Origin of the sequence: Shigella sonnei (assembly GCF_002950395.1) — a bacterium.
In the GTDB taxonomy this organism is placed as follows: Bacteria; Pseudomonadota; Gammaproteobacteria; order Enterobacterales; family Enterobacteriaceae; genus ECMA0423.
Genome location: NZ_CP026802.1, coordinates 349,255 through 364,490, shown reverse-complemented (window position 1 = coordinate 364,490; position 15,236 = coordinate 349,255). Strand labels below are relative to the sequence as shown.

22 protein-coding genes are annotated in these 15,236 nt (G+C 50.9%); 5 read left to right on the top strand and 17 right to left on the bottom strand.

Going from position 1 to position 15,236, the window contains the following annotated elements; translation table 11 throughout:
* Positions 1-5 precede the first annotated feature (5 nt).
* From C1P89_RS02020 to C1P89_RS02000, 5 genes are read right to left on the bottom strand one after another with little or no spacing between them, the layout of a single operon-like run.
* Positions 6-1,325 carry a S49 family peptidase gene (locus C1P89_RS02020; RefSeq protein ID WP_000123212.1) on the bottom strand — a complete coding sequence of 440 codons (1,320 nt, stop codon included), beginning with the start codon at positions 1,323-1,325 and terminating at the stop codon, positions 6-8.
* A complete protein-coding gene (locus tag C1P89_RS02015) occupies positions 1,306-2,907 on the bottom strand; it encodes a phage portal protein (protein ID WP_001356325.1) in 1,602 nt (533 codons plus the stop codon). Before C1P89_RS02015 ends, C1P89_RS02020 begins: the two co-directional genes overlap by 20 nt.
* Positions 2,904-3,110, bottom strand: coding sequence for a phage head-tail joining protein (locus C1P89_RS02010; RefSeq protein ID WP_000198149.1), 207 nt, complete (start codon positions 3,108-3,110; stop codon positions 2,904-2,906). Before C1P89_RS02010 ends, C1P89_RS02015 begins: the two co-directional genes overlap by 4 nt.
* Complete coding sequence (locus tag C1P89_RS02005) at positions 3,107-5,032, bottom strand: phage terminase large subunit family protein (protein WP_001027267.1); 1,926 nt, start codon at positions 5,030-5,032, stop codon at positions 3,107-3,109. The genes C1P89_RS02010 and C1P89_RS02005 overlap by 4 nt, the downstream gene beginning before the upstream one ends.
* Positions 5,007-5,552, bottom strand: coding sequence for a DNA-packaging protein (locus tag C1P89_RS02000; RefSeq protein ID WP_000453611.1), 546 nt, complete (start codon positions 5,550-5,552; stop codon positions 5,007-5,009). Before C1P89_RS02000 ends, C1P89_RS02005 begins: the two co-directional genes overlap by 26 nt.
* Before the next feature lie 388 nt (positions 5,553-5,940).
* On the opposite strand from C1P89_RS02000, the gene C1P89_RS01995 reads away from it, so the two are divergent.
* From C1P89_RS01995 to C1P89_RS01985, 3 genes are read left to right on the top strand one after another with little or no spacing between them, the layout of a single operon-like run.
* On the top strand, positions 5,941-6,174 hold the full coding sequence (locus tag C1P89_RS01995; RefSeq protein ID WP_001331705.1) for a YlcI/YnfO family protein: 234 nt from the start codon (positions 5,941-5,943) through the stop codon (positions 6,172-6,174).
* A 57-nt stretch (positions 6,175-6,231) separates the two neighbouring features.
* Complete coding sequence (locus tag C1P89_RS01990; protein ID WP_000079508.1) at positions 6,232-6,642, top strand: DUF1398 domain-containing protein; 411 nt, start codon at positions 6,232-6,234, stop codon at positions 6,640-6,642.
* Between the two features lie 45 nt (positions 6,643-6,687).
* A complete protein-coding gene (locus tag C1P89_RS01985; protein ID WP_032156299.1) occupies positions 6,688-6,897 on the top strand; it encodes a hypothetical protein in 210 nt (69 codons plus the stop codon).
* Here the strand turns inward: C1P89_RS01985 and C1P89_RS01980 are convergent.
* From C1P89_RS01980 to essD, 6 genes are all read right to left on the bottom strand, one after another.
* Positions 6,822-8,050, bottom strand: a protein-coding gene (locus tag C1P89_RS01980; RefSeq protein ID WP_088895425.1) for an IS3-like element IS2 family transposase whose coding sequence is annotated in 2 segments (ribosomal slippage) — positions 6,822-7,735 and positions 7,735-8,050 — 1,230 coding nt in all. Because the reading frame shifts where the segments join, the coding sequence is not laid out codon by codon here. The two genes, C1P89_RS01985 and C1P89_RS01980, sit on opposite strands and share 76 nt — an antisense overlap.
* A 516-nt stretch (positions 8,051-8,566) precedes the next feature.
* Entirely contained in the window at positions 8,567-8,824 is a 258-nt protein-coding gene (locus tag C1P89_RS01970) for a hypothetical protein (protein ID WP_001279720.1), read from the bottom strand.
* On the bottom strand, positions 8,821-9,318 hold the full coding sequence (locus tag C1P89_RS01965) for a KilA-N domain-containing protein (protein WP_000839225.1): 498 nt from the start codon (positions 9,316-9,318) through the stop codon (positions 8,821-8,823). Before C1P89_RS01965 ends, C1P89_RS01970 begins: the two co-directional genes overlap by 4 nt.
* Before the next feature lie 201 nt (positions 9,319-9,519).
* Complete coding sequence (locus C1P89_RS01960; RefSeq protein WP_005136615.1) at positions 9,520-9,978, bottom strand: lysis protein; 459 nt, start codon at positions 9,976-9,978, stop codon at positions 9,520-9,522.
* On the bottom strand, positions 9,975-10,472 hold the full coding sequence (locus C1P89_RS01955; protein ID WP_001135245.1) for a lysozyme: 498 nt from the start codon (positions 10,470-10,472) through the stop codon (positions 9,975-9,977). The genes C1P89_RS01960 and C1P89_RS01955 overlap by 4 nt, the downstream gene beginning before the upstream one ends.
* Positions 10,472-10,687: a phage lysis protein EssD gene (gene essD / locus C1P89_RS01950; protein ID WP_000839597.1), complete on the bottom strand. Its 216-nt coding sequence runs from the start codon at positions 10,685-10,687 to the stop codon at positions 10,472-10,474. Before essD ends, C1P89_RS01955 begins: the two co-directional genes overlap by 1 nt.
* A 245-nt stretch (positions 10,688-10,932) precedes the next feature.
* Between essD and C1P89_RS01945 the strand changes: the two genes are divergently transcribed.
* Both C1P89_RS01945 and ompC read left to right on the top strand, forming a co-directional pair.
* Positions 10,933-11,630, top strand: a protein-coding gene (locus C1P89_RS01945) for an IS1-like element IS1A family transposase (protein ID WP_237158186.1) whose coding sequence is annotated in 2 segments (ribosomal slippage) — positions 10,933-11,182 and positions 11,182-11,630 — 699 coding nt in all. Because the reading frame shifts where the segments join, the coding sequence is not laid out codon by codon here.
* Positions 11,631-12,035: 405 nt separating this feature from the next.
* Entirely contained in the window at positions 12,036-13,118 is a 1,083-nt protein-coding gene (gene ompC / locus C1P89_RS01940; RefSeq protein WP_000737275.1) for a porin OmpC, read from the top strand.
* Positions 13,119-13,306: 188 nt separating this feature from the next.
* Here the strand turns inward: ompC and quuD are convergent, their stop codons facing one another.
* From quuD to C1P89_RS01910, 6 genes are all read right to left on the bottom strand, one after another.
* Positions 13,307-13,690 (bottom strand): antitermination protein QuuD, encoded by a 384-nt coding sequence (gene quuD / locus C1P89_RS01935; RefSeq protein WP_001204791.1) that lies wholly within the window; start codon positions 13,688-13,690, stop codon positions 13,307-13,309.
* 85 nt (positions 13,691-13,775) lie between these two features.
* Positions 13,776-13,916, bottom strand: a complete 141-nt coding sequence (locus C1P89_RS01930; protein ID WP_000971068.1) for a YlcG family protein — start codon at positions 13,914-13,916, stop codon at positions 13,776-13,778.
* Positions 13,913-14,275: a crossover junction endodeoxyribonuclease RusA gene (gene rusA, locus C1P89_RS01925; protein ID WP_001099700.1), complete on the bottom strand. Its 363-nt coding sequence runs from the start codon at positions 14,273-14,275 to the stop codon at positions 13,913-13,915. Before rusA ends, C1P89_RS01930 begins: the two co-directional genes overlap by 4 nt.
* Positions 14,272-14,562, bottom strand: a complete 291-nt coding sequence (locus tag C1P89_RS01920; RefSeq protein WP_000774480.1) for a DUF1364 domain-containing protein — start codon at positions 14,560-14,562, stop codon at positions 14,272-14,274. Before C1P89_RS01920 ends, rusA begins: the two co-directional genes overlap by 4 nt.
* Positions 14,555-14,725: a NinE family protein gene (locus tag C1P89_RS01915; protein WP_000224916.1), complete on the bottom strand. Its 171-nt coding sequence runs from the start codon at positions 14,723-14,725 to the stop codon at positions 14,555-14,557. The genes C1P89_RS01920 and C1P89_RS01915 overlap by 8 nt, the downstream gene beginning before the upstream one ends.
* A complete protein-coding gene (locus C1P89_RS01910; RefSeq protein ID WP_000174718.1) occupies positions 14,725-15,180 on the bottom strand; it encodes a YbcN family protein in 456 nt (151 codons plus the stop codon). The genes C1P89_RS01915 and C1P89_RS01910 overlap by 1 nt, the downstream gene beginning before the upstream one ends.
* Positions 15,181-15,236 lie beyond the last annotated feature (56 nt).

The following is a 15,236-nucleotide window of genomic DNA, read 5'->3' as shown; positions in this document are numbered from 1 at the left end:
ATCCCTTACACTGGTGTGTTCAGCAAATCGTTAACGGCATCAGATGCCGGGTTACCTGCAGCCAGCGGTGCCGGTGCCCCCTGCATCAGACGATCCAGCGCAGTGTCACTGCGCGTCTGTGCACTCTGTGGTGCTGCGGCCAGAATACGGCGGGCCGTTTCCACGGTCATACCGGGGGTTTCGGCCAGCACGCGTGCCTGTTCTTCGCGTCCGTGAGCCTCCTCACAGTTGAGGATCCCCATAATGCGACTGTTTTCTGCCGCAACCGCTGCGGTGATCTGCGCGTTCACGTCCGGCTGCGCCGCGCTGGCGTTCTCGCCCTCCGTCGCTTGCACCACGCCAGTAACGTCAGCCTGCGAAGCAGTGGCTGAAACAGTTGTTGATTGAGTCTCTTTGGTCATTCGCCCTCCTGAGAGACGGGATTTACGTGCATCCAGTGCATCACGCATGACGGTGATCGCATCGGTACTGTTAACAAGTTCATCAGCCAGTCCGGCATCAATGGCCTCCTGACCGCTGTACACTGCAGCCTCGGTATCCAGCACAGCCTGCACGGACAGGCCGGTATATGCCGACACCTTCTGTGCAAACATCCGGCGGGTTGCATCCATCCGGGACTGCAATGTTTCCCGGACATCATCCGGTAGATGGCTGTAGGGGTTGCCATCCACCTTATGGCTGCCGCTGTAAATCAGCGTGATTTCCACGCCCTGTTTCTCCAGTGCAGCGCCGTAATTACTGTGAGCCATCATGACGCCGATGGAGCCTGTCCGGGCGGTCTGCGTGACCAGACGCCGGGAGGCGGCACTGGCAAGCAGCTGACCTGCGCTGCAGTTCATGTCATTGGCCAGCGCCCATACCGGCTTTATGTCACGCACACGGGCGATGATGTCAGCGCAGTCAAATGCTCCCGCCACCATTCCGCCCGGTGTGTCCATATCGAGCAGAATGCCGTCCACCATCGGGTCGCTGGCAGCCTGTTGCAGACAGGCGATAATGCCGTTGTAACCGGTCATCCCCGAGTACGGCTGCAGCGCCCGCGTCCGGCTGACCAGCGTGCCGGACACCGGCAGCACGGCGATGCCGTTCATTACCTGATAACTGCGGGCCTGTCGTGGTCCGTCATCATCACCGGATAACGCCAGCGCCGCGGGTGCCTCTCCGGCAGTCAGGCTGTCGCCGGATACTGCATCCGTCAGGCAGCTGATCCCAAGCTGGCCTGCAAGCGCACAAAAGAAAACCCGCGCATAGGCGGGTTCAAGCATCAGCGGCTCATTAAAAGCCATGCTGGCAATATGCGGGAGATTACGCAGCTCTGCTGTCACTCTTCTCCTCCTCTGTTGATTGTCGCAGCCCGGATTCAAATGCCGCAGCCGCCCAGGCGGGCGGTTTAAGACCAGCTGCGCGGCGCTCCATCGTTTCACGGACCTGCTGGGCAAAAATTTCCTGATAGTCGTCACCGCGTTTCGCGCACTCTTTCTCGTAGGTGCTCAGTCCGGCTTCTATCAGCATCACCGCTTCCTGAACTTCTTTCAGACCATCGATGGCCATACGACCGGAGCCTATCCAGTCGCAGTTCCCCCAGGCACTGCGGGCTTCCTGAAAGCTGAAGCGCGCTTTTGAAGGTAACGTCACCACGCGGCGAACGATGGCCTCTTCCAGCCAGCACAGAAACATCTGGCTCGCCTGACGGGATGCGACGAATTTTCGCCGCCCCATAAAGTACGCCCACGACTCGTTCGCACTGGCCCGTGCCGTGGAGTAGCTCATCTGGGCGTAATTCCGGGAAAGTTGCTCATACGAGACACCCAGCCCGGCAGCGATATACCGCAACAGTGACTGCTCAAACACGGAGTAGCCGTTATCCGTGTCCTGAGCCGTCTGCAGGTTCAGTGAGTCCCCCGGCATCAGGTGCGGCACTTTTGCGCCTCCCAGACGGACCGGTGCTGCGGCGTAATACGCGGCAATTTCACCAATCCAGCCCGTCAGCCTTTCCCGCTGCTCCTTACTGTTCGCGCCCAGAATAAAATCCATCGCTGACTGCGTATCCAGCTCACTTTCAATGGTGGCGGCATACATCGCCTTCACAATGGCGCTCTGCAGCTGCGTGTTCTGCAGCGTGTCGAGCATCTTCATCTGCTCCATTACGCTGTAAAACACATTTGCACCGCGGGTCTGCCCGTCCTCCACGGGTTCAAAAACGTGAATGAACGAGGCGCGCCCGCCGGGTAACTCACGGGGTATCCATGTCCATTTCTGCGGCATCCAGCCAGGATAGCCGTCCTCGCTGACGTAATATCCCAGCGCCGCACCGCTGTCATTAATCTGCACACCGGCACGGCAGTTCCGGCTGTCGCCGGTATTGTTCGGGTTGCTGATGCGCTTCGGGCTGACCATCCGGAACTGTGTCCGGAAAAGCCGCGACGAACTGGTATCCCAGGTGGCCTGAACGAACAGTTCACCGTTAAAGGCGTGCATGGCCACACCTTCCCGAATCATCATGGTAAACGTGCGTTTTCGCTCAACGTCAATGCAGCAGCAGTCATCCTCGGCAAACTCTTTCCATGCCGCTTCAACCTCGCGGGAAAAGGCACGGGCGTCTTCCTCCCCGATGCCCAGATAGCGCCAGCTTGGGCGATGACTGAGCCGGAAAAAAGACCCGACGATATGATCCTGATGCAGCTGGATGGCGTTGGCAGCATAGCCGTTATTGCGTACCAGATCGTCTGCGCGGGCATTGCCACGGGTAAAGTTGGGCAGCAGGGCTGCATCCACACTTTCACCCGGTGGGTTCCACGCCCGCAACTGCCCACCAAATCCGCTGCCACCGCCGTGATAACCGGCATATTCACGCAGCGATGTCATGCCGTCCGGTCCCAGAAGGGTGGGAATGGTGGGCGTTTTCATACATAAAATCCTGCAGGTCCCCTGCGTCGCTGTGTCATGCCGGTCTGCACCTCCAGCTCCGCAATGTATTTTTTCAGGTCAGACACGGAAGTGGCCGTAAACTCCACTCGCCGTCCGTCTTTCTGTACCGTTGCCACCCGTTTACCTGTCATCAGGTCATGCAGTGCCGCACGGGCAGCGGCAAGTTCTTCCTGTCGCGTCATTCATCCTCTCCGGATAAGGCACGGGCGTAATCTGCCAGTGTTTTCTTGTTGGTTGCTGCACCATCCTCTTCCTGCAGGCTCGCCAGCAGTGCACTGAGATCCAGCTGCCAGCGGGAAATACTGATGCGCAGCGCCGCCAGCGCATAAACGAAGCAGTCGAGCGCCTCATTGCGTCGCTTTTTGCTGTCCCACAGTATTTTTTTCCTGCCATCCACCCATTTTTCGACCTGCTCTTCAGCAGTCAGCTGCTGCGCTTCGGTCAGATCAAAAATATCCGGGTTATTCGGGAAGTGAACGGCACCGGGAAGCGGTTCATCCCCTTCCGGCGTCAGTGTGAAGCGGTTATAAATCTGCTCTTTCGCGGTATCCGTACCGATTTCGGTAAGGTAAACCCCGTTTTTGTTTCGCTTACGAGGCATGCTGGCCACCGGCTTACCGTAGACGGATGCCCCTTTAATGGGGATCACCCGGAACAGCCCATGCTTTTTCGAGCGTTCATACACAATGGTCGGGTCAATCCCGCCAATATCCCAGCAGATACGGGATATCGACATTTCTGCACCATTCCGGCGGGTATAGGTTTTATTGATGGCCTCATCCACACGCAGCAGCGTCTGTTCATCGTCGTGGCGGCCCATAATAATCTGCCGATCAATCAGCCAGCTTTCCTCACCCGGCCCCCATCCCCATACGCGCATTTCGTAGCGATCCAGCTGGGAGTCGATACCGGCGGTCAGGTAAGCCACACGGTCAGGAACGGGCGCTGAATAATGCTCTTTCCGCTCTGCCATCACTTCAGCATCCGGACGTTCGCCAATTTTCGCCTCCCACGTCTCACCGAGCGTGGTGTTTACGAAGGTTTTACGTTTTCCCGTATCCCCTTTCGTTTTCATCCAGTCTTTGACAATCTGCACCCAGGTGGTGAACGGGCTGTACGCTGTCCAGATGTGAAAGGTCACACTGTCAGGTGGCTCAATCTCTTCACCGGATGACGAAAACCAGAGAATGCCATCACGGGTCCAGATCCCGGTCTTTTCGCAGATATAACGGGCATCAGTAAAGTCCAGCTCCTGCTGGCGGATGACGCAGGCATTATGCTCGCAGAGATAAAACACGCTGGAGGGGTCATCCGGCGTCCATTTGAGGCCAAACGGCGTCTCTTTGTCGCCAAATTTAAGATACTGCTCCTCCCCGCAGTGCGGGCAGGCAACATGAAAACGCATAAAATGCGGGGATTCACTGGCTGCACGCTCAATCTGGCAGGTGCCTCTCACTTTGGGCGTGGAGCCACGGATGGACTTTGGCCAGACCGAGCCTTCAATACGTTTGTCGCCAAGGAACGTCGGAGAGCCTTCCTGTTCAATATCCTCATCAAAGGCAGCAAGTTCATCATAACCCGCCACATCCACCGACTTTTCACGGTAGTTTTTTGCCGCTTTACCGCCCAGGCACCAGAAGCCACGACCATTGGAAAAACGCTTCATAGTGAGCGTGTTATCCCGGTGCTTTTTGCCATACCACGGAGCCAGCGCCAGCAGCGACGGAATATCGCGGATGGTCGGCTCAACGTGGGTTTTCATAAAGTTCTCGGCATCACCATCCGTCGGCAACCAGATAAGTGTGTTGCGCTGCTTATGCTCTATAAAGTAGGCATAAACACCCAGCAGCATTTTGGAATAACCGACACGGGCAGACTTCACCACATTCACCTCACGGATGTAGTCGCTGCCCATCGCATTCATGATGGCCCGCTGAAAGGGCAGTGTTTCCCAGCGCCCTTCCTGGTATGCGGATTCTTTCGGGAGATAGTAATTAGCATCCGCCCATTCAACGGCGGTCTGTGGCTCCGGCCTGAACAGTGAGCGAAGCCCGGCGCGGACAAAATGCCGCAGCCTGTTAACCTGACTGTTCGATATATTCACTCAGCAACCCCGGTATCAGTTCATCCAGCGCGGCTGCTTTGTTCATGGCTTTGATGATATCCCGTTTCAGGAAATCAACATGTCGGTTTTCCAGTTCCGGAAAACGCCGCTGCACCGACAGGGGGATCCCGTCGAGAATACTGGCAATTTCACCTGCGATCCGCGACAGCACGAAAGTACAGAATGCGGTTTCCACCACTTCAGCGGAGTCTCTGGCATTTTTCAGCTCCTGTGCGTCGGCCTGCGCACGCGTAAGTCGATGGCGTTCGTACTCAATAGTCCCTGGCTGGAGATCTGTCTCGCTGGCCTGCCGCAGTTCTTCAACTTCCCGGCGCAGCTTTTCGTTCTCAATTTCAGCATCCCTTTCGGCATACCATCTTATAACGGCGGCAGAGTCATAAAGCACCTCATTACCCTTGCCACCGCCTCGCAGAACGGGCATTCCCTGTTCCTGCCAGTTCTGAATGGTACGGATACTCGCACCGAAAATGTCAGCCAGCTGCTTTTTGTTGACTTCCATTGTTCATTCCACGGACAAAAACAGAGAAAGGAAACGACAGAGGCCAAAAAGCCCGTTTTCAGCACCTGTCGTTTCCTTTCTTTTCAGGGGGTGTTTTAAATAAAAACATTAGGTTACGGCGAAGAAGAACGGAAACGCCTTAAACCGGAAAATTGTCATAAATAGCGAAAACCCGCGCGCCTTCCGCCCCGTAACCTGTCGGATCGCCGGAAAGGACCCGCAAAATGATAATAATTATCATCTACATGTCACAACGTGCATCTACGCCATCAAACCACGTCAAATAATCAATTATGACGCAGGTATCGTATTAATTGATCTGCATCAACTTAACGTAAAAACAACTTCAGACAATACAAATCAGCGACACTGAATACAGGGCAACCTCATGTCAACGAAGAACAGAACCCGCAGAACAACAACCCGCAACATCCGCTTTCCTAACCAAATGATTGAACAAATTAACATCGCTCTTGTTCAAAAAGGGTCCGGGAATTTCTCAGCCTGGGTCATTGAAGCCTGCCGCCGGAGACTGTGCTCAGAAAAAAGAGTTTCGCCTGAAGCAAACAAAGAAAAGAGTGACATTACTGAATTGCTCAGAAAACAGGTTAGACCAGATTGAAGCAATTTAGATAATCGTGCAGACTACGCCCCCTCATATCACATGGAAGGTACTACAATGGCTCAGGTTGCCATTTTTAAACAAATATTCGATAAAGTGCGAAATAATTTAAACTATCACTGGTTTTATTCTGAACTAAAACGTCACAATGTCTCACATTACATTTACTATTTAGCCACAGAGAATATTCATCTTGTTCTTGAAAACGATAATACGGTTTTAATAAAAGGACAGGGTAAGGTTGTAAATGTAAGATTTTCAAAAAATAAATGCCTTATAGAAGCCACCTTAAAAGGATTCAAATCAGGAGAGTTATCATTTTACGAATACAGGAAAAATCTTGCTACAGCAGGGGTTTTCAGATGGATTACAAATATCCACGAAAACAAAAGGTATTACTATACCTTTGATAATTCATTACTCTTTACTGAGAACATACAGAACACTACACAAATATTTCCGCACTAAATCATAACGTCCGGTTTCTTCCGTGCCAGAACCGGACTCGCTGGCATGATGAAATATGTGTACCCGGTAACCCCGGTGTGCATCGTTTTTGATTATTCCCGCACACTCGCGCAGAAGGAGTTCCCCGTCGGGCTACGGTCTCTGTTAATACGGGAATACGGCGACGATTGGATTTGCCCCTATATTTCCAGACATCTGTTATCACTTAACCCATTACAAGCCCGCTGCCGCAGATATTCCCGTGGCGAGCGATAACCCAGCGCACTATGCGGATGCCATTCGTTATAATGCTCGAACGCCTCTGCAAGGTTCTTTGCTGCCGTTAACCCGTCTGGTTTGGGCATGATACTGATGTAGTCACGCTTTATCGTTTTCACGAAGCTCTCTGCTATTCCGTTACTCTCCGGACTCCGCACCGCCGTGTTCTTCGGTTCAAGTCCCAACATCCGGGCGAACTGGCGTGTTTCATTAGCCCGGTAGCATGAACCATTATCCGTCAGCCACTCCACTGGAGACGACGGAAGATCGTTGCCGAAGCGGCGTTCCACCGCTCCCAGCATGACGTCCTGTACTGTTTCACTGTTGAAGCCGCCGGTAGTCACCGCCCAGTGCAGTGCCTCACGATCACAGCAGTCCAGCGCGAACGTGACACGCAGTCTCTCTCCGTTATCACAGCAGAACTCGAACCCGTCAGAGCACCATCGCTGATTGCTTTCTTTCACGGCCACTCTGCCTGTATGTGCCCGTTTCGATGGCGGTACAGCAGGTTTTCGCTCAAGCAACAGCGCATTCTGGCGCATGATCCGGTAAACACGTTTGGCATTGATCGCAGGCATACCATCAAGTTCTGCCTGTCTGCGAAGCAGCGCCCATACCCGACGATAACCATACGTGGGCAGCTCTCCGATAACATGGTGTATACGGAGAAGCACATCCGTATCATCAGTGTGACGACTGCGGCGGCCATCCATCCAGTCATCGGTTCGTCTGAGAATGACGTGCAACTGCGCACGCGACACCCGGAGACAACGGCTGACTAAGCTTACTCCCCATCCCCGGGCAATAAGGGCGCGTGCGCTATCCACTTTTTTGCCCGTCCATATTCAACGGCTTCTTTGAGGAGTTCATTTTCCATCGTTTTCTTGCCGAGCAGGCGCTGGAGTTCTTTAATCTGCTTCATGGCGGCAGCAAGTTCAGAGGCAGGAACAACCTGTTCTCCGGCGGCCACAGCAGTAAGACTTCCTTCCTGGTATTGCTTACGCCAGAGAAATAACTGGCTGGCTGCTACACCATGTTGCCGGGCAACGAGGGAGACCGTCATCCCCGGTTCAAAGCTCTGCTGAACAATTGCGATCTTTTCCTGTGTGGTACGCCGTCTGCGTTTCTCCGGCCCTAAGACATCAATCATCTGTACTCCAATGACTAGTCTAAAAACTAGTATTAAGACTATCACTTATTTAAGTGATACTGGTTGTCTGGAGATTCAGGGGGCCAGTCTAACGATACAGCGCATGATGTGTCAGGCTTGAATACCTTTATCCTTTAAAAGGGATATCAGTTAAGTTATCCCGTGTAGGGTATAAGCCATTATCAAAGCCACTCTGTAGGGAATGGCTTTTGTGATGGCATCACTTACTCTTTACGCTGCTATCCCACTCATCCCGGAATTTTGATGGGTTATTGAAACCTTCTGCTGACATAACAACTCCTTCAATGTTTGGCTGAAATTGGGATGTCTTTCCATCAGTCCGCCACCACAAAGAATCTTTTTTGCCATAAGGCAGGAGGTTCATCTTTCAGTGGCTGCCGGTGTTATTTCCCCACTTACTGGCTTGGGTTGTTTCGTGGTACTGCCGTTAACTGGTGGCCCAGAATAAATTCCGGTTTCATTATCAAGCCCACCCGTAAATGGGCTTTGTAATGGCTACTTCGCTTTTGCTTCCGCTCGCTTACGCCGGCGCTCTTCTTTCCTCTCGGCTTTTGCCATGTCCATGAATGCCTGCATGATCGAGTTCCGCATCATGTAGCTAACAAAGTGATGATTGACACAGCCGTTGAGGCGCAGCTGCTCGCCAAACTCATCCACCGAGGCCAATGCTTCCATCATGCCCTTCTCGCCTTTCATGAACTCTGAGAAGTCGCGCCCCGCTCTGGAGGCGCATTCAATAACATGATCACTCATCCCGGAAGCCCGGGGATCGTAATCTGCAGCTGGTTAGCCAGGGAGTTAATCTCAGCGACCAACACTGGCTTCGTATAGCGCCATGCTGCCAGCCCTTGTCCGCAGAAGCTCGCCATGTCTTTCTTCTGGTCAAATTCATGACATTTCATGTTGAGCTGCGCACTTAAGCTGTTGCGATGCTGAAGTTCTCCGGTGAAGTAGTCATCGAGGACTTTATAGGCCGCGTACTTGAACCCGGGGTTTAACCAAGCCGCATAATCGTAAGCAACAAACTTCCCGCCATATGTTCCACCGTGTACACCGCGCTCAGTAAAAACCACAGATTCGTGGTTTTTCTCCAGCTCGGCTAAGAACTCTTTGGTCTGCTTGTTTCGCAGGTAGTGGTAAGGCGATTCAGATTCACTTTTACCACTGGCTTTCCACATATCAGTGAGGCAGATCATGCCATCTTCACCGATACGAATTGGTTGATTGAAGAGGGTTAATGATTTCATAGCGTGTACCTACTCTTTGAAATGAACCTTTGCCGCACAGGAAACCAGCCCACCGAGGCTCGCCAGCACTAACTGGTATCCTCAAAGGCCCATTCCAAAGGGGCAGGTTCGGTGTAAAAAACATGCGTTGCGGTACGCATTTATTGCAAAAAGCCCCGCATCGCGAGGCTCATTAAATGGACTTTGTGATTTGCAAAAAAATTATTTCAGGCATTGCGTCCTGATGTATTCCTGCAGGTAGTTAACCTGCGCGGTTATCTTGTCGATTCCACTTCGGAGACGGTAATAATTGAGTTCAGCATCTGCTGTAAGTCCTGGGCTTTCTCCATCGCCCATGCCGCTGGCTCCGGTCGTTGACTTTGCACAGGTGGCGGCGACTTGCAGGCGCTTACGCCCAGCAGAAACATCAGCACGGAGACTTTCGATAGTCGCGTTAGCATCAGCAAGCTCCTTTATGTATCTTGCGTCGAGTTCTGCTACATCACGTTGACGCTTCCGCATGTCAGCGATGGTGGCGTTCGCCTTCTCCAGTTCACTGGCCTTGTTATCGCGCTGCTCTTTGTAGGCGATTGCGTTATCACGGTAATGATTAACAGCCAATGACAGGCAGACGATGATGCAGATAACCAGAGCGGAGATAATCGCGGTTACTCTGCTCATTGTTTCCCCCACAAACAGACTTCACGCTCAATCTCACGGCGAGTCATCAGTCCTTTCCATTGATTACCGCCAGCGTATGTCCAGCGCCGTAGCTGATCACATGCGCCTTTAATATCACCCTGGTTTATTTTGCGAAGAAGCGTCGATGTTCTGAAATTGCCAGCACCCACGTTGTAGACGAACGAGTAAAGAGCGCAGCGCGTTGTTTCCGGTATATCGACTTTGATGTACGGGTTAATTTGTCTGGCGACAGTGGCAAGGTCTTTATTCAGGAGGGCTTTGCACTCTGCTTCGGTATACGTTTTACCGGGAATGATGTCTTTTCCTGTATGCCCGTAACATACAGTCCATACACCAACTATGTCTTTGTAAGGATTATGTCTCACACCTTCCAGACCATCGTTACCACCTGGGCCAGTGATTAACACAGATGCTATAGCAATAGCCCCGCCACCAATAGCAGCAGCAACAGCTTTTCGTAATGATGGAGGCATTATCCACCTCTCGCAGCCTTGCGCTTATCTTCTTTAATCTTGAAATAAAGGTTTGTCAGGTACGTCAGCAGGCCAAATACCAGGCTACCCAGCACTCCAATTGCCGCCCACTGTGAGGGCGTGACTTTATCTAGCAGCTGTAAAAACCAGTACCCGGCACTACCTGCTGAGGTGCCATAGGCGACACCCGTTGTTAACTTATCCATGGATTTCATAACCCCACCTCGCAGACAAAGCGGGTGTAAATTGAGGGAATACTACGAAACGTAACAGACTCGGAGTCAGTGAATAACTCAGGTATTGGGTTATCAGCTAATATCGAGACTCAAAAAATGGAAAAACCCGCTCGACGGCGGGTTTAAGCTGTGTGACGAAGTAACCACTCTTAACAGCATAACCAATTTTGGTGATGCTGCCAACTTACTGATTTAGTGTATGATGGTGTTTTTGAGGTGCTCCAGTGGCTTCTGTTTCTATCAGCTGTCCCTCCTGTTCAGCTACTGACGGGGTGGTGCGTAACGGCAAAAGCACTGCCGGACATCAGCGCTATCTCTGCTCTCACTGCCGTAAAACATGGCAACTGCAGTTCACTTACACCGCTTCTCAACCCGGTACGCACCAGAAAATCATTGATATGGCCATGAATGGCGTTGGATGCCGGGCAACTGCACGCATTATGGGCGTTGGCCTCAACACGATTTTACGTCACTTAAAAAACTCAGGCCGCAGTCGGTAACCTCGCGCATACAGCCGGGCAGTGACGTCATCGTCTGCGCGGAAATGGACGAACAGTGGGGCTATGTCGGGGCTAAATCGCGCCAGCGCTCGCTGTTTTACGCGTATGACAGTCTCCGGAAGACGGTTGTTGCGCACGTATTCGGTGAACGCACTATGGCGACGCTGGGGCGTCTTATGAGCCTGCTGTCACCCTTTGACGTGGTGATATGGATGACGGATGGCTGGCCGCTGTATGAATCCCGCCTGAAGGGAAAGCTGCACGTAATCAGCAAGCGATATACGCAGCGAATTGAGCGGCATAACCTGAATCTGAGGCAGCACCTGGCACGGCTGGGACGGAAGTCGCTGTCGTTCTCAAAATCGGTGGAGCTGCATGACAAAGTCATCGGGCATTATCTGAACATAAAACACTATCAATAAGTTGGAGTCATTACCCCAATTTTTTACGTACGTAAACCACTAAATGATATTTGCGAGAATGCTACCGAGTATTGAAAACACCACTACAAATACATAAGCAAATCCCAACAAATAACCAACAAATAATTTCCAGTGTTATTTTTAGCCGGTTTAAATTGAACCTTCAAATTATAGAGCACTTATAAATAACAGCCGTTAATATAAATTGGCTAATAGATTTATTTTTATTCAGCCAAGAGCCATGAATAGGATTCGATAGAAAAAAGTTCAGATAAAAATAGAGATCTACTTCACAAATCAAACGAGAAACCAAAACTTACATCTTGAAATAATCACATTGATTAGATGAATATTTATCGCGCAGTGACATCATTTTTTAATAATAGTTCAAAAAAAGGGCTCACGATGAAAAAATTAACAGTGGCAATTTCTGCTGTAGCTGCATCAGTACTGATGGCGATGTCTGCTCAGGCAGCTGAAATTTATAATAAAGACAGTAACAAGCTGGATCTGTACGGGAAAGTTAATGCTAAGCACTACTTCTCCTCTAATGATGCAGATGATGGTGATACTACTTATGCCCGTCTTGGCTTCAAAGGTGAAACCCAAATCAACGATCAACTGACTGGTTTCGGTCAGTGGGAATATGAATTCAAAGGCAACCGCGCTGAATCTCAAGGTTCCTCCAAAGATAAAACCCGTCTTGCCTTCGCTGGCCTGAAATTCGGTGACTACGGCTCCATCGATTACGGCCGTAACTACGGTGTAGCATACGACATCGGTGCGTGGACTGACGTCCTGCCAGAATTCGGTGGTGACACTTGGACTCAAACAGATGTGTTCATGACTGGTCGCACCACTGGTGTTGCAACTTATCGTAACAACGACTTCTTTGGTCTGGTTGATGGTCTGAACTTTGCTGCTCAGTATCAGGGTAAAAATGACCGCACTGACGTAACTGAAGCTAATGGTGATGGTTTCGGTTTCTCCACTACTTATGAGTATGAAGGATTCGGTGTAGGTGCAACCTATGCTAAATCTGACCGCACTAATAATCAGGTTATCTACGGTAACAACAGCCTGAATGCATCTGGTCAAAATGCTGAAGTATGGGCAGCTGGTCTGAAATATGATGCGAACAACATCTATCTGGCTACCACCTATTCTGAAACCCAGAACATGACTGTTTTTGGTAATAACCATATTGCCAACAAAGCACAAAACTTCGAAGTAGTTGCACAATATCAGTTCGACTTCGGTCTGCGTCCGTCCGTTGCTTACCTGCAATCTAAAGGAAAAGACTTGGGTGCGTGGGGTGATCAGGACCTGGTTGAATATATTGATGTAGGTGCAACCTATTACTTCAACAAAAATATGTCCACTTTTGTTGATTACAAAATCAACCTGATTGATAAGAGCGATTTCACGAAAGCATCTGGCGTTGCTACCGATGATATCGTTGCTGTAGGTATGGTTTACCAGTTCTAATTTGATTACTAAAAGATATGTTGCGGGAGGCTTTGCCTCCCCAACATATAAGTGGCTCCCTCAAGCCACTTCCTTTAGGAGCACAACCTTGCTTCTAACTATATAAACCTTCTGTTATATATTACCCTTTATTTTTGGGGGCGTTGCAACGCCCCATTTTTAATAATTTTTAGTAAACAATTGGCATATTAATTAGAGTTATTAACAACGATATCCATCTCTAACCGGATATCTAATGCCATTAACATCCCTTCAATTATGCCCTCAGCCTTCTGTAACCTTTTCCCGATATAACCATCAGAGCAGCAATGCTTACCTGCCAGTGACATGAATGTCATACCGACTACATAATAATCTACTAATAAATCGTGCAAATCGCTGTTGTTCTTTTTCAGACGGGCCATGCACCCGCAAATAATCATCGCGTCATCGTCACAACATTGCGGGCGAGATTTTACTTTTGAAGTAATTAATCCCTTAAAACCGGCGGCAATGGACGACCAGGTCACATCTTCATGATTATTAGCCGCCCACGCTCCCCAACGCTCAAGAACCATCTGAATATCACGCATCAACTTACTCCACAAAAATCAGACCAGAACGCCAATTACAAGCAAAAATCAACAAAACAGTATTAGTTGATTGTTATCTCTGACTTCATACTCCTGCTCCTGTCAGGGTTTTGGCGTAATTCTTCAGTATTCGGTAATCGGTCAAAACAGAACCGGGGAAACGATATAAGCGCAGATGCCCCCAGCGGTGGCGAAGAAGTTCTGCCATATAAAACTCAAACATCATTCATTCCCCATTTCGGTGATGGTCAGTTCCAGCCTCCCACCTTTGGTAACAGGCATCTTCACAACGCGGTAATCAACGACCTGAGCATCATCCAGCCAGAAACCTGCTTTGGTGAGTGCGTCAAAAGCGGCTTTTTGCAGATTATCCAGGTCACGGCGACGGCGATCCGGCATGTGGCACTCAATACGGATTTTCACTGGCATAGCCAGGCCGATATCCAGCATTGCGTTTTTAATGATTCGGGTGACGTTATCGCGGTATGCCTGCCCTTCTGCGCTGATGTGTGTGCGCCCGCGATTATGGCGGTAATAGCGGTTATTGCTCGGAGGCCAGGGTAATGTGATGCTGTAGGTATTCACGCCTTAATAACCCCCTCTTTCAGCCAGATAACCTGCGTTCTCGCCATACCTTCCAGCGCGCATTCTTTTGCATACTCAGCATCGACAAAATATGTGCGGCGGTCGATTTCGTCGTGACAGGCAGAACATGCAATGGTGGCAATCAGGTCTGGCGGTTTGATACCGGTACCGCACAATCCAGCCAGCCGGATATGTGCCAGTACTGACGTTTCAGGATTGCCATTACATACGCCAGGGATTCTTACCTGGCATTCCCGACCACGCGCTGCTTTTCTCAAATCAGCCATGATTCCTCCTTGCTGCCAGTCGCAACCATTTTTTATCAACCAGGCTAGCGGTATATCCGAGCAGTGTTGGTATTTCGGATGGCTTCAGCTCAGGCTTACGCTTACGACGATTTGATACTCTGTAGATGTGCCCGTTCATGACACGAATAAGCGGTGTAGCCATTACGCCTCCTGCTTATCGCGCAGCTGCTGGTATTCACAGCTCTGCGGAATTGTCAGGTGGCAGCCGATATTCATCGCCCAGGCTTCGACTTTGCACAGGAAGATGTACATCTCGCCGGTTTCCAGCTCTGACGTATGGCGGAGGGATTGGACGGTGGTGACCTCGCCGGACACGACATCTACACGGTCTTTGCTTTCGTAGCCGAGATAGGTGTGCTTCATCGCGTCTTTGACCCACTCAGGCGTAGCGAAGGTCTTGCCGCGGGCGATGAGATATTCGCTGATCTCCGTGTACCACATGTGGCTGAGCGCGTTCTGCGACAGGCTGCGCTTCTCGCGCCACGGCTTAACCTGCAGGCGTAAGCATTGCCCGGCATCCAGCAATGGCTGAATCTGCTGGCCGATGGCCGCGAAGTTACCGCGATGGAGTTTGATGCCGTCTACTGGCAGAGTCATACGGCCTCCCTAACGGAAACCGCAGAATGCAGAAAATCGCAGGTGCATTTCTGCAT